This window comes from Nosocomiicoccus sp. HMSC059G07, from assembly GCF_001815515.1.
Classification (GTDB): domain Bacteria; phylum Bacillota; class Bacilli; order Staphylococcales; family Salinicoccaceae; genus Nosocomiicoccus; species Nosocomiicoccus ampullae_A.
This window is the reverse complement of record NZ_KV820789.1, coordinates 1-14035: the sequence shown is the minus strand read 5'-3', so window position 1 is coordinate 14035 and position 14035 is coordinate 1. Positions and strand designations below refer to the sequence as shown.

The 14035-nt window shown below is 36.6% G+C and carries 19 protein-coding genes; 17 read left to right on the top strand and 2 right to left on the bottom strand.

The window, feature by feature from the left end:
- Positions 1-378: 378 nt before the first annotated feature.
- The 16 genes from HMPREF3029_RS02545 to HMPREF3029_RS02475 all read left to right on the top strand — a co-directional run bounded on the left by HMPREF3029_RS02545 (position 379) and on the right by HMPREF3029_RS02475 (position 11625).
- Positions 379-606, top strand: a complete 228-nt coding sequence (locus tag HMPREF3029_RS02545) for an ATP-binding cassette domain-containing protein (RefSeq protein WP_070623043.1) — start codon at positions 379-381, stop codon at positions 604-606.
- An 8-nt stretch (positions 607-614) separates the two neighbouring features.
- Positions 615-926, top strand: coding sequence for a glycine betaine ABC transporter substrate-binding protein (locus HMPREF3029_RS09070; protein ID WP_083302070.1), 312 nt, complete (start codon positions 615-617; stop codon positions 924-926).
- A 10-nt stretch (positions 927-936) separates the two neighbouring features.
- Positions 937-2139 (top strand): Orn/Lys/Arg family decarboxylase, encoded by a 1203-nt coding sequence (locus HMPREF3029_RS02540; protein WP_070623046.1) that lies wholly within the window; start codon positions 937-939, stop codon positions 2137-2139.
- Between the two features lies 1 nt (position 2140).
- Entirely contained in the window at positions 2141-2767 is a 627-nt protein-coding gene (tmk, locus tag HMPREF3029_RS02535) for a dTMP kinase (protein ID WP_070709570.1), read from the top strand.
- A gap of 2 nt (positions 2768-2769) precedes the next feature.
- On the top strand, positions 2770-3099 hold the full coding sequence (locus HMPREF3029_RS02530; RefSeq protein ID WP_040928162.1) for a cyclic-di-AMP receptor: 330 nt from the start codon (positions 2770-2772) through the stop codon (positions 3097-3099).
- 2 nt (positions 3100-3101) lie between these two features.
- Complete coding sequence (locus tag HMPREF3029_RS02525) at positions 3102-3995, top strand: hypothetical protein (RefSeq protein ID WP_070709568.1); 894 nt, start codon at positions 3102-3104, stop codon at positions 3993-3995.
- Between the two features lie 7 nt (positions 3996-4002).
- A complete protein-coding gene (locus tag HMPREF3029_RS02520; protein ID WP_070623053.1) occupies positions 4003-4809 on the top strand; it encodes a PSP1 domain-containing protein in 807 nt (268 codons plus the stop codon).
- A gap of 2 nt (positions 4810-4811) precedes the next feature.
- Positions 4812-5132 (top strand): initiation-control protein YabA, encoded by a 321-nt coding sequence (locus HMPREF3029_RS02515; protein WP_040928164.1) that lies wholly within the window; start codon positions 4812-4814, stop codon positions 5130-5132.
- 43 nt (positions 5133-5175) lie between these two features.
- On the top strand, positions 5176-5904 hold the full coding sequence (locus HMPREF3029_RS02510; protein WP_068128672.1) for a tRNA1(Val) (adenine(37)-N6)-methyltransferase: 729 nt from the start codon (positions 5176-5178) through the stop codon (positions 5902-5904).
- Positions 5897-6151: a GIY-YIG nuclease family protein gene (locus HMPREF3029_RS02505; protein WP_068128670.1), complete on the top strand. Its 255-nt coding sequence runs from the start codon at positions 5897-5899 to the stop codon at positions 6149-6151. The genes HMPREF3029_RS02510 and HMPREF3029_RS02505 overlap by 8 nt, the downstream gene beginning before the upstream one ends.
- Complete coding sequence (gene rsmI, locus HMPREF3029_RS02500) at positions 6148-6969, top strand: 16S rRNA (cytidine(1402)-2'-O)-methyltransferase (RefSeq protein ID WP_070458289.1); 822 nt, start codon at positions 6148-6150, stop codon at positions 6967-6969. Before HMPREF3029_RS02505 ends, rsmI begins: the two co-directional genes overlap by 4 nt.
- Positions 6970-6993: 24 nt before the next feature.
- Complete coding sequence (metG, locus tag HMPREF3029_RS02495) at positions 6994-8964, top strand: methionine--tRNA ligase (protein WP_070709566.1); 1971 nt, start codon at positions 6994-6996, stop codon at positions 8962-8964.
- Between the two features lie 15 nt (positions 8965-8979).
- Positions 8980-9747 carry a TatD family hydrolase gene (locus tag HMPREF3029_RS02490; RefSeq protein ID WP_070709564.1) on the top strand — a complete coding sequence of 256 codons (768 nt, stop codon included), beginning with the start codon at positions 8980-8982 and terminating at the stop codon, positions 9745-9747.
- A gap of 45 nt (positions 9748-9792) precedes the next feature.
- Entirely contained in the window at positions 9793-10341 is a 549-nt protein-coding gene (rnmV, locus tag HMPREF3029_RS02485) for a ribonuclease M5 (protein ID WP_246828771.1), read from the top strand.
- Positions 10341-11228: a 16S rRNA (adenine(1518)-N(6)/adenine(1519)-N(6))-dimethyltransferase RsmA gene (rsmA, locus tag HMPREF3029_RS02480; RefSeq protein ID WP_070623152.1), complete on the top strand. Its 888-nt coding sequence runs from the start codon at positions 10341-10343 to the stop codon at positions 11226-11228. The genes rnmV and rsmA overlap by 1 nt, the downstream gene beginning before the upstream one ends.
- A gap of 109 nt (positions 11229-11337) precedes the next feature.
- The gene (locus HMPREF3029_RS02475; protein ID WP_040928170.1) at positions 11338-11625 is read left to right on the top strand and encodes a Veg family protein; all 288 of its coding nucleotides are present in this window, start codon (positions 11338-11340) and stop codon (positions 11623-11625) included.
- A 42-nt stretch (positions 11626-11667) separates the two neighbouring features.
- Here HMPREF3029_RS02475 and HMPREF3029_RS09345 read toward each other — a convergent pair whose 3' ends face one another.
- Positions 11668-11850 carry a hypothetical protein gene (locus HMPREF3029_RS09345; protein WP_102167873.1) on the bottom strand — a complete coding sequence of 61 codons (183 nt, stop codon included), beginning with the start codon at positions 11848-11850 and terminating at the stop codon, positions 11668-11670.
- Positions 11851-12054: 204 nt separating this feature from the next.
- On the opposite strand from HMPREF3029_RS09345, the gene rbsK reads away from it, so the two are divergent.
- Positions 12055-12951 carry a ribokinase gene (rbsK, locus tag HMPREF3029_RS02470; RefSeq protein ID WP_371327358.1) on the top strand — a complete coding sequence of 299 codons (897 nt, stop codon included), beginning with the start codon at positions 12055-12057 and terminating at the stop codon, positions 12949-12951.
- 92 nt (positions 12952-13043) lie between these two features.
- Here rbsK and HMPREF3029_RS02465 read toward each other — a convergent pair whose 3' ends face one another.
- Entirely contained in the window at positions 13044-13814 is a 771-nt protein-coding gene (locus HMPREF3029_RS02465; protein WP_070623062.1) for a putative hydro-lyase, read from the bottom strand.
- Between the last annotated feature and the right edge of the window lie 221 nt (positions 13815-14035).

The window sequence follows — 14035 nt, the reverse complement described above, 5'->3', positions numbered from 1 at the left end:
ACTCATTGGAGACCCTATAGGGTCTCCTTTTTTTGTTCTTTTATATTTTATAAAATATAAGTTATATACAGTGGTCGATTATCTTCAGCTTTTAGTTATTTGACGCTAAATCGATTTGCGTTAAATAGTACTTCGTTATGTTAACAATTACTGCATTTGTGTCAACGTATTGCTTTCCCTTTTTACGCAAGTCCTGTTTTTATTAAAATAATAGAAGCTTGTTTATACAAAATGTCTTTGCGTTAATATCTTTTTATTTATTTGACAATTAATTTATTTCTTCATTCTTTATCACTACTAGCCCCTTCTTTTGAATTTGCCTTATAGAATATCTATAATGAACCGTATACCTTTAGAAAAAAGCCACAGGAGGTTACTATGATCTCATTTAGAAATGTAACAAAAGCATATTGCGATTTTTTAGCCGTTGATCATATAAATTTTGATATAGAGTCAAATGAGTTATTTGTTATCATTGGTCCATCTGGTAGCGGAAAGACGACAACGATGGAAATGATTAACCGTTTAACAGAAATGACAGAAGGCGACATATATATAGATGATAAAAACATCAAAGACATCAATAAAGTCGAGTTGAAACGTTAGATTCAGGGATCGTTTATGAGTCTCTTCGTACGAATAACATCGACGTTGCAGACGTATACGCAACAGACGCGCGAATCGAGGCGTTTGATTTAAAGGTAATAGAAGACGATAAAAATCTATTCCCACCATATTACGCGGCACCTGTCGTAAACAAAGAACTTCTTAAAAAACATCCAGAGCTTAGAGATATTTTAAATTCATTTGCAGGAAATATCGATGACGACAGAATGCGTGAATTAAATAAACGTGTCGACATCAACGGTAAAACTGAAAAAGAAGTTGCGATGGAGTTATTAAGAGAAGAAGGCTTAATTGATTAGAGGTAATTAAATGAAATTACAAGATGCATTAAAAAAAGTAAGCAGCGGTATTTCAATGCACGTTCCTGGCCATAAAAATAATACGATTGGTTTTTTATCTGACATTAAAATCGATTATGATTTAACGGAAGTTCCAGGATTAGATAATTTACATGAACCTGAAGACGTACTAAAAGAATTAAACGATACACTAGGTAGTCCGTATAATAGATACGCACAACTCGTTGTAAATGGTTCTACGACAGGGATGTTAGCATCGATACACGCATTAAATCATCAAAATAATAATTTTTTCTATATTGATGACGCTCATAAATCTTTATATAATGGGCTTTCGTTGCTCGATAAAACACCTCTAGAATTTCGTTTGAGTCACATTAAAAAAAGAGACGTCGTCGTTATAACGTCTCCGACTTATTATGGTGACGTGTTAGATGTTAAAGATACGATTACTGATGTTAAACAGCGTGGAGGTTACGTTATTGTCGATGAAGCGCACGGTGCACATTTTAGTATGACAGAAAACTTTCCATCTTCACTTATCGATAGTGACGCCGATGTCGTGATTCAGTCGTATCATAAAATGTTGCCGAGTTTAACTGGCGCTTCAGTCACGTTTGTTAAAGATAAATCAATTCATGATCGTATGATGCACTATATTAATATAATTGAAACGTCATCGCCGAACTATTTAGTGATGGCATCAATCGAAAGTGCACAACGCTTTTATAATACATTTGATGATCCTATATTTTTTAAAAAACGTGAACAGTTAATTCATCATTTAAAGCAGTGTGATATATCTGTTGAAACTGTCGATGATCCTGCAAAAATTGTATTAAACAAAGAGGGTCACTCCCCATATGATTTAGAACGTAGTCTTAGAAACGTTAACATTTATAGCGAAATGGTGAGTGAGCGCGGGGTGCTTTGGTGCTTACCGTTATGGCATGATAACGACCGATATCCGTTTGAACAATTATTAGAAGCGATTAGGAATTTAACAGTTAAGGAGTTAGATGAAATAACAATCGATATTTCTGAACTCCACGGTAAACGTGCAGTTGAAACAATCACGCCGTATCCGCCAGGCGTTCCGTTAATATTAGCAGGTGAAGTGATTGATATTAATAGACTGGATGAATTTGTTAAGAAAAATGTTAAAATAGAAGGACTAAGGAAAAACTTAGAGTATTATAATATAGAGGTATAACATGGGTATCTTCATTACGTTTGAAGGGCCAGAAGGGTCCGGAAAATCAACGATAATAAAAGGTGTGAACGACTATCTTTTAAAACATTACGAAACGCTTGTCACGCGTGAACCAGGAGGTATTCCGTTAAGCGAGTCGATACGAGACTTATTGTTAGACGAAACGTATCATATGGATGGACATACAGAAGCACTACTATTTGCAGCGAGTAGACGTGTTCATTTAGTTGAAAAGATACTTCCTGCATTAAATCATGGTAAAATTGTATTATGCGATCGATTTATAGATAGTAGTTTGGCATATCAAGGTTACGCAAGAGGGTTAGGATTTGATCCGATATTTCAAATTAACAAATTTGCGATCGATACACATATGCCAGATTTAACGATTTACTTAAAACTCGATCCAAAAATTGGGTTGTTACGTAAAAAAGATAATGACGTTGAACATAACCGTCTAGACAACGAAGAGATAGACTTTCATGAACGTGTAGTTATGGGATATAATAAGTTATCAGAACAGTATCCGGAGCGCATTAAAACGATTGATGCGAATCAAGACATAGACGCTGTATTACACGATACGATTGATGCAATCACACAATTTATAAAATCTAGAGGTGAATAGTCATGAAAATGGTAATTGCGATCGTTCAAGATCACGACAGTCAAAGACTTTCAGATAAATTAACGAAAAATAATTTTAGAAACACGAAACTCGCTTCAACAGGGGGATTTTTACGTTCAGGTAACACGACATTCCTTTGTGGTGTTCAAGATGAGCGCGTCGATGAGTTATTAAACGTTATCGATGACACATGCGGAAACCGCGAACAAACAGTTGCACCAGTAACTCCGATGGGTGGCAACGCGGATTCATATATTCCGTATCCAGTAGAAGTAGAAGTAGGCGGAGCGACAGTATTCGTCCTACCGATTGAACAATTTGAAAGATTTTAAGTATGGTCGATATTTCTCATACGTTAAATAAAATCATCGAAAATAATAAGCTCAGTCATACGTACTTATTTGAAAGTGATTCTTTAGAGACGTTAAAATCTGTATCTATGGAATTCGCAACGAAAATTCTTTCAGATGATACGCGCAGCAAAACAATGGTTGAATCGCTGAATCATCCAGATTTTTATTATCTACAAACAGATAGAGCGACAATTAAAAAAGAAGACGTTCAAGACGTCATGTACCAAATGAGTCAAAAGCCGGTTCAATCAAACTTTAAAGTTTATATTATTGAGTCGTTTGAAAAGCTAACAGTTCAAGCAGAAAATAGTCTGTTAAAGTTTTTAGAAGAACCACCAAAAAATACAATTGCGATATTGCTTACAACAGATAAGAGTAATATTTTACCGACGACACTATCAAGAAGTCAGTATATGTATATACCGAGAAGACAAGATGAAACAATCGAAGAGTTATCTCATCTTTCTCAGGGGCTACAGCAAATCGTCAGTCAGTATGGACTTGATTATCATCACATCATTGAACTTGAAGATCGATTTTCAAAAATTGTAACGGAATCAAAGAAAGTAGCTGAACTGTGGCTGAAAAAAGACGCACGCGCGTTAATCCGTTTGACGTCTCTCGTAGAACTATGTAAAGAACGTAAAGATTATTTCTTAGTGTTAACGTTATTAGATGGTATGATGCGTGAAGCAATGTATGACGTATTACAAATTGAGCAGTCGAAACTATTTAACATTGAACTAACAAACTTAGTCAATGTGATTCAATTGACAAGAAACTTAGAAAAGATAGAAGAAGCAAATAAAATGCTGAACTTCAATGTAAACAATATGCTCGTTTTGGAGAGCATGATTATTAGCTCGAAAGGTTGAGCGTGTTATGCTGACAGTAGTAAAAGCAACACTTTTAAAATATAACGAAATAGTATTTATTGAAGTAAAAAACGGTGAACAACTAAAATATGATGACATCATCGTCGCAGAGACGAGACACGGTAAGTTTTTACACAAAGTCCTTCAAGAAAATATAAACGTCACAGAGGAAAACATCGTCGAGCCAGACGGTCGTTTTATCCGTCTAGCGACAGACGAAGACTTTGAAAATGATGCACTAAATGATAGAGATGCAGAAGCGGCATTACAGTTTTGTAGAGACGCTGTTAAAGATGAAAAACTTGGTATGCATTTAATTACGTCGAAGTATTCATTAGATAAAGAAAAACTTATATTTTTCTTTACGGCGGATGAACGTGTCGATTTTAGATCGCTCGTACGTATTCTTGCTCAAGAATTTAAAACGCGTATCGAGTTAAGACAAGTCGGTCTACGAGAAAAAGCGCGTTATCTTGGTGGCGTAGGCCCATGTGGCTATAGTCACTGTTGTTCGACTTATTTAGGTAGCTTTGAACCGGTGTCAATACAAATGGCGAAAAACCAAGACTTATCACTCACGCCAGTTAAAATATCTGGAGCGTGTGGTCGTTTAATGTGCTGTTTAAGTTACGAGAATGATCATTACGAATCTGCGCGTAAAAGGTTGCCAGATGTCGGTGAGTTTATCTACACACCGAAAGGTAAAGTTGAGGTTATCGGTTTAAATATATTAGAACTACAAATCCGCACGAAAAATAAAGATAACTATATTTACGAATTTAGTTTAGACGAATTAGAAGCAAATGAGGTGTAGTAATGCGAGATGAGCTATTTGATCATATTCTCAAAATGGAAAAACACCTTGAAACGATGAATGCTGAATTCGATGAGTTAAAGACACGAACAGTAAAGCTGTTAGAAGAAAATGTTCGTTTAGAAATGGAAAATAACAACTTTAAACAATTGTTAATAGAGACAACGGCGGATAAAGAGAAGCCAGAACGCGAATCATTTAAAAGCAATACGTTACAAAGTATGTACGATGAAGGTTTTCACGTCTGTAACGTATCGTTTGGGACACATCGTCACGGTGAAAAATGTCTCTTCTGCCAAGAAATTTTAACTCGAGACTTATAAAAGCAGCGTTTAGCTGCTTTTATTTTATGGGGAGATATGATTTATGTTAAAAGAAAACGAACGTTTAGATGAGTTATATCGTGAGAATATGCAAATCATTCAAAGTGAAGAAACGTTTAGCTTTTCTATTGATGCGTTATTACTTGCAAACTTTGTCCACGTTACAAAGCGTGTTAAAACAATCGCAGATTTTTGTACAGGAAATGGGATTATTCCGTTGCTTTTATCTTATAAAACGAAAAAGCCAATTACCGGAATCGAAGTCCAGGAAAGACTTGTCGATATGGCTAAGCGTTCAATAGAATTAAACGATAAAAGCACACAGATAGAGATTGAGCACCTCGATTTAAATGATGTAAAATTAAAGTACAACCACTCAGTGTTTGATTTAATTACAGTAAATCCACCGTACTTTAAAAACAATCAGCCGACGCATAGTTTGACGCATCACGAAATCGCACGCAGTGAAGTTTTAATTGATTTAAAAGGGATTATTAAAGCGGCACGTTACCTCATTAACAATAAAGGTAAATTTTATATGGTACACCGTGCAGAACGTGTGCATGAAATTATCTCATTATTACATGAACATAATTTTACAGTATCAAAACTACAATTTGTTTATAGTAAACGAACGAATGAGACTGCGCACTTTGTGCTCGTTGAATCGATATTTAATAGTACCGCGCTCGTAAAAGTGTTACCGCCACTTTATATTTACGATGAAAATGGCACATACACAAAAGAAGTGGAAGAGATATATTATGGGTAAACATCATATCTATATCGCACAATGTAGTGACGGCACGTATTACACGGGATATGCAATCGACGTCGATGCACGTATCGACGTACATAATAGTGGTAAAGGTGCGAAATACACACGCGCAAGACGTCCAGTCACTTTAAAATATACAGAGTGTTTTAACACGAAAAGTGAAGCGTTAAAACGAGAATATGAGATTAAACAATTCACGCGTGTACAAAAAGAAGCTTTAATGTCTGAGGTGAAACGATGAATTTATACATTGTAGGGACACCGATTGGTAACTTAGAAGATGCGAGTTTTAGACAAATTGATACTCTAAAAAACGTCGATGTTATTTTAGCGGAAGATACGCGAATGACGATCAAATTATTAAATCATTTTGATATCGATACACCATTAAAAAGTTATCACGATTTTAACAAAGAGACAGCGACAAAAGATATAATAGAAAAGATGAAAGACGGCACGGTGTTCGCACTTGTGAGTGATGCTGGGATGCCAATTATATCTGATCCAGGATATGAACTTGTTAAAAGTATGCAACAGGAAGATTTAAAATATACAGTGATTCCAGCAGCGAGTGCATTTCAGCAAGCAATTGTATTATCTGGTATCGAATCATTTGAATTCACATACTTCGGATTTTTACCAAAATCTAATAAGAAACGGAAAGAAAAGTTAGAAGAAATTCTAACTCACGATAAAACATCCGTCTTATATGAGTCGCCATATCGTGTAAAACAACTCATCGACGATATTTATAAATTCGATGAAAATAGAGTCGTTTCAATCTCTCGAGAAATCACGAAAAAATTCGAACAAACGGTGACAGACTCAGCTAAAAACGTTAAAGAAATGCTCGCGTCAGACATCCCTTTAAAGGGCGAATTTGTTATAGTAATAGAAGGATATATTGACGATTCAGTTGAAGAATTTGATATGGATATAAACACGCATGTCGATATACTAATTGAAAGAGGATTAAAACCAAAAGCCGCCATTAAAGAAGTGGCAAAATTACGTAAATTAAAAACACAAGACGTATATGATACGTATCATAGAATTTAATAAATGAAGACAGAGGAGATTTCCATGACGAAAGAAACATTTTATATTACGACGCCAATTTACTATCCGAGTGGTCAACTGCACATCGGTAATTCGTATACAACAATCGCAACAGATGTTCTTGCACGCTATAAGCGCCTACAAGGATACGACGTGCACTACTTAACAGGTACAGATGAGCATGGTCAAAAAATTGAAACGAAAGCAAAAAGCTTAAATGAATCACCAAAACAGTATCTCGATGGTATGGTAAAAGATATTAAAGAGCTGTGGGAATTACTAGACATTACAAATGATCAGTTTATCCGTACGACAGATGAGTACCATAAAAAAGCAGTTCAAGATATTTTTGAGCAACTGTTAGAGCAAGGTGATATTTATCTTGGAGAGTATGAAGGTTGGTATTCAGTATCAGACGAAGAATACTTTACAGAAACACAACTCGCTGAAGTATATAAAGATGAAGACGGCAATGTAATTGGTGGTAAAGCGCCGAGCGGTCACGAAGTTGAGCGTGTAAAAGAAGAAAGTTATTTCTTTAAGATGAGTAAGTATGCGGATCAGCTATTAGAATATTATGATAAAAACCCAGAGTTCATTTTACCATTATCAAGAAAGCATGAAATGATCAATAACTTTATTAAGCCAGGGCTCGAAGACTTAGCTGTAACGCGTACGTCATTTAGTTGGGGAATCCCAGTGCGTTCAAACCCGAAACACGTCATTTACGTATGGATTGACGCACTTGCAAACTACATTACAGCACTTGGGTATAAAAGTGATGACCCGTCTAACTTTGAAAAATATTGGCCAGCAAACGTTCAAATGATCGGTAAAGAAATCGTACGTTTCCATGCGATTTATTGGCCGATTATGTTACTTGCTCTAGATCTTCCATTACCTAAACGTATCTTTGGTCACGGCTGGTTACTGATGAAAGACGGTAAAATGTCTAAGTCTAAAGGGAACGTCGTGTATCCAGGTATGCTCGTTGAACGCTTTGGACTCGATGCAGTACGTTACTACTTAATGCGTGAAGTACCATTTGGTTCTGACGGAGTATTTACACCTGAAGCATTCGTTGACCGTATGAACTACGATTTAGCGAACGATTTAGGAAACTTAGTGAACCGTACAGTATCGATGATTAACAAATACTTCGGTGGAGAAGTTCCGGAGTATAACGGAGCACAAAACGACTTTGACGCTGACTTAGAACGCACAGTAAAAGAAAGCATTGAAAAGTATGAACATTCAATGGACGATTTACAGTTTAACCGCGCACTTGAAGCGGTATGGACAATTGTAAGCCGTACGAACAAATATATCGATGAAACAACACCATGGATTTTAGCTCGTGAAGAAAAAACAGAAGCACTTGGAAACGTGATGGTTCATCTCGCTGAAAATATCCGTATTATCGGTATTTTAACGCAACCATTCTTAACGAGAGGTTCTAAAAAGATTTTTGAACAACTCGGATTGACTGAAGAAATTCAAACAGAGTACAACACAATTTACACATATGGACAAGTTGCATTTAGCTCACCAGTATCAAAGAAAGCAACGCCAATTTATCCAAGACTTGAAGTCGAAGAAGAAGTTCAGTTTATTAAAGAAGAGATGGCCAAGACTGCTCCAGCAGCACCTAAAGAAGACGCTGAAGAAGTAGAAGAAATTTCGATTGATGACTTTGATAAAGTCGAAATTAAAGTCGCAACAATCGTAAACGCATCAGAACATCCAAAAGCAGATAAATTACTAAAGATTCAAGTCGATCTAGGAAATGAAGAGCGTCAAATCGTGTCAGGTATTCGCGAGCATTATGAAGCGGATGAAATAATCGGTAAAAAAGTACTCGTCGTGACGAACTTAAAACCTGTGAAACTTCGCGGAGAGCTTTCTCAAGGAATGATTCTAACAGCAGAAAAAGATGCACGATTAACGCTCGTATCTGTACCAAACGGTATAGAAAACGGAAGCATTGTAAAGTAATTAAGGAGTGATTCGATGCTAATTGATACACACGTTCACTTAAACGCAGATCAATATGAAGGTGAAGTTGATGCGGTAATAGAACGCGCAAAAGAAAACGGCGTAGAAAAATTCGTCGTTATCGGGTTTGACCGTAAAACAATTGAGCGTACGATGGAATTAATCGAATCGTATGACGAAGTGTACGGCGTTATCGGATGGCATCCAGTCGACGCAATTGATTGTACGGATGAGGATTTAGAGTGGATTGAGTCATTATCCAGTCACGAAAAAATCGTCGCTATCGGCGAAATCGGACTCGACTATCACTGGGATAAGTCACCAAAAGACGTTCAAAAAGAAGTGTTTATTAAACAAATTGAACTCGCAAAGCGTGTGAATTTACCGATTGTCATCCACAATAGAGATGCAGATGAAGACACGATAGACATATTAGAATCGCACGATGCAAAATCAGTCGGTGGTATTATGCATTCATTCCATAACGGTACCGATGAACAAATCGACCGTGTGTTAAATATGGGCTTTTACGTATCACTTGCTGGTGTTATTACATTTAAAAACGTGAAGCGTCCGAAAGAAGTGGCGCAATATGTGCCGCTCGACAGATTACTCGTCGAAACAGACGCACCATATTTAACACCCCATCCATTTAGAGGCAAACGTAACGAGCCAAAACTCGTTCGACTCGTCGCTGAAGAAATCGCACAACTGCGTGGAATTTCTGTAGAAGAAGTCGAAAAGGCAACGACAGAAAATGCAAAGAGAATATATAATATTTAAATAGGGGCTATAATGCCCCTGTTTTTCTTAAAAGGAAGAATTATAGTGAAACCATACATACGAGAGGTCATTATCGTTGAAGGCCGAGACGACACACGTCGTTTAAATGAGGTGTTTGATTGTGAGACTATTGAAACGAACGGCTCAGCAATAAACAAACGAACACTCGATGAAATCGAAGTCGCATTAAATACACGTGGTGCAATTATATTTACAGATCCAGATTACCCCGGACAAAAGATTCGAAATACGATACTTGAACGATTTCCAAATATTAAAGAGGCGTTCATCAGTCGTAACAAAGCCAAAAACAAACGAGGGAAAATCGGCGTTGAAAATGCATCGCCCGAAGATTTAAAAGATGCGCTAAAAAGGGTCGTGACGAGTGCTAAAACTGAAGTCGAAACGATAACAAAAAGTGACATGATCGACTTACAGTTATCCGGGCAACCAGATTCTAAAAAAAGACGACATCACGTGGCAGAGAAGCTAAACATAGGATACGCGAATGCAAATAGTATGCGTCAAAAATTTAACCGATATAACATTCAAAAAGAGTTGATTTTAGACGCTTTAAAAGATTATAAGGAATGATAGAGATGAAAGACATCGCAACAATTGGTCGTACAAAAGAAATCGTTGAAAAGTATAACTTTAGCACGAAAAAAAGTTTAGGACAGAATTTTTTAATCGACAGAAATATTATACAAGAAGTGTTAAAAAAAGCGAGAATTAACGACGACATCGGTGTTATTGAAGTAGGTCCAGGGATTGGGTCACTGACTGAACAGCTTGCAAAAGTGGCTAAAAAAGTCGTCGCATTTGAAATCGACGACCGCCTGATTCCAGTGCTTAACGACACGTTAAGTCCATATGACAACATTAAAATCATCCATGAAGACGTCTTACAGGCTGATATTGGAAAGGTCATTAAAGAGGAATTCTCTGACGTAAAAGAAGTTATCGTCGTCGCAAACTTACCGTATTATATTACGACACCGATTCTTATGAACTTTTTAATGTATCATAAAGAGATTTCACGCTTTTACACGATGATGCAAAAAGAAGTCGGTGAACGTCTAAGTGCGTCACCGAGCAGCAAGAGTTATGGTTCTTTATCGATTGCGATTCAGTACTATACAGAAGCTAAAATCATTCAAAACGTACCAAAAACAGTGTTTATGCCACCACCAAATGTTGACTCGATCGTCGTAGAACTCGTGAGACACGAAAATCCTCCGGTCAAAGTAGACGATGAAGAAACATTCTTCAAACTGACGCGTGGTGCGTTCGTCATGAGAAGAAAGACGATATACAATAACTATCAAAGCTTATTTAAAGACGGGAAAAAGAAAAAAGAAGACATATTAGCGATGTTAGAAGCCGCTGAAATCGATCCGAAAAGACGCGGTGAAAGCTTGTCAATACAAGAATACGCACGTATTTATGAAAGCTTCAAAAATAGTAATCTTAAATTTTAACAAATATGAATCTCAATGTATAGTCTAAACCCGTATCTTTTTAAAATAAATTGACTAAATTGTGAAAAAATGGTACAATAAGATAAGTAAAGATAAGGGTGGATGAACTATGGCAAAGACATTGAGAGATATAAGAGGAATCTTAGAAGACGAAGTAGGAAATCCAGTATTACTTGAAGCACAAGGCGGTAGACGAACAATCGTAAGACGAAAAGGTGTGTTAAGAGAAACACATCCAGCAATCTTCATCGTCGAGCTCGATCCAGAAAAACATAATTTTGAATGTGTATCATATTCATACTCAGACATCTTGACTAAACATGTAGAAGTCACAGTTTTCAATGAGGACAAGACAGAGAAGCTTGTATTGATTGAAGACGAAGAAGTGGCAAACTAAATACTTACATTATAGAACTGCACATCAATGATGTGCAGTTTTTTATTTGAACTTGTTGCTCATGAGGATGCTGCTCCAGATACCATGTCCAATCAGCAGTGCACCGCAAAGTGCAACAGAATAAGCAAGCTTTCCCTCAGAAAGATAGAAGCCGTAAACTGATAAATAAATTCCAAGACCGACAAGTAAAAATAAGTTATAGAAAGGGAATATTTTCCATTCCATTAAAACACTTTCTTTTTAATTTAATTTATATTATTATAACTTTATTTTATATAATACGAAATAAATAAATGAAATCAATACGAATTTCTGTTATCGATATTATCTCTATTATGTCTCGTATAACTATCGACTTTTAATTGTTTGTTTTATACTGTTAGAATCATATAAACGAATAAAATTTGTAAAAGCTAAGGATGATAATCAATGACAATTCCAAAGATTACGGTCATTGGGAGTTTGAATATGGATCTCGTCGTTACGACAGATATCGTTCCGAAAACAGGAGAGACGGTTATTGGTAATGATTTTGTGACGACGTGTGGTGGTAAAGGAGCGAACCAAGCAGTAGCAGCGAGAGAACTCGGAAGTGACGTGACGTTTATCGGTAGAATTGGATACGACGTTTACGGTAAAGAGATTCTAGAAAACTTTAAGTCTCGCGGAATTACATTTGTAGATGAAACACCTGTTAAAAACGTATCGACAGGGCTTGCGTGTATTACACTTGCTGACAAAGACAACTCGATTATTATCGTGCCTGGTGCAAACGCACACGTAACTCCTGAATTTTTAGAAGTACATAAAGATAAAGTAATCGATAGTGATTACGTGTTAACACAGCTAGAAATTCCAATCGAAACAGTCGATTATCTCGCGACAATTTGTAAAGAAAACGATGTGCCGTTAATAGTGAATCCAGCGCCAGCATCGGCACTCACGGACAACATTTTAGACGCATGTACATACATCACACCGAACAAAATCGAGCTGGATCAGTTAAAGTCCTACCACTCAAATTTAATGGATGATTATATCGACAAAATTATCGTGACGAACGGTTCGAATGGTTGTTTTTATTATGAAGATAAAAAAGAAGTAAGTATCGGAAGTTTTAAAGCAGAAGTTGTCGATACGACAGGAGCAGGAGACACTTTTAACGGCGCACTTGTAAGTGAACTCGCACGCGGAAAAGGTTTGAAAGAAAGTTTACGATTTGCGAACGCATCAGGTGCACTGAGTGTTACGAAATTCGGCGCGCAAAGTGGAATGCCGACGCGCGAAGAAATTTTAGCAATATTAGAAGCAAAGCATAAAAACTAAATCCATTATAAAAAGTACGAGTCCTATTTGAACTCTCGAATGGTTGGTTTTGATAGCCAAACGGATAGAAGTTTCAAAATAGGACTCATTTTTTATTCTTCTTTAAACGCCTCGTTATTAATGTCAGTAATAAACATATGCCCTGGTTTATGGCTAATCATAATCGAAGGTTTCGCTTGTAAAATTGCGTTTTGTGGAGTGACTCCACATCCCCAAAATACTGGTACTTCATCGTCTGCAATATCGATCGAATCACCATAATCAGGTTTTGTGATATCTTCGATCCCAATTGCACGTGGATCTCCGACATGAACCGGACCTCCATGCATATTTTTAAACTGAGATGTAATCTCGATTGCTTTATCAACTAGATTCTTTTTAATCGGGCGCATTGAAACGACCATATTACCATGGAAAATACCTGCACGCTCTGTTGGGATGTTTGTTTTATACATCGCGACGTTTTTATGTTGTTCAATATGCTTCAGCGAGATATCGCCTTTCATTAACGCGTCTTCGAATGTAAAACTACAGCCGATTAAAAATGAAACAAAATCATCTTGCCAAATGTCTGTTACGTCTTCGACAGTGTCGACGAGCGTTCCGTTCTTATAAATATTATAAAACGGAATATCAGTACGAATATCAGAATCCTTCGCGAAGCGGCTGATATACTTACCATCTTCGAGCACCTCAATAATCGGAATCGGTGTTTGATTGCGAAGTGCATACAGTAAAAAATCAAATGCGTATGCTTTAGGTAGCACAACAAGATTCGCCTGCACGTTATCATTTGCTAAACCAGACGTCGTATTCTTATGTCGGCCATTTCGAATCTCTTGACGAATTTCATAAGCATCCATAATATCTCTCCTCGATAAAAATGTTACTTATAGTTTACAGGAGTTTTGTGGAGATAGGGGTTTTTTGGGGCGTTTGGGTGTTTTATCTTTAAAAGAGTAATAGGGAAACTTTGAGAAATTATATTTAACAAAATTTTAGTGATTCTGTTAGATATTCGGATATATTTAACATATTTCGTCCGAATTAATCACTTTTTGTTAAATATAATTTTTTATCTAAC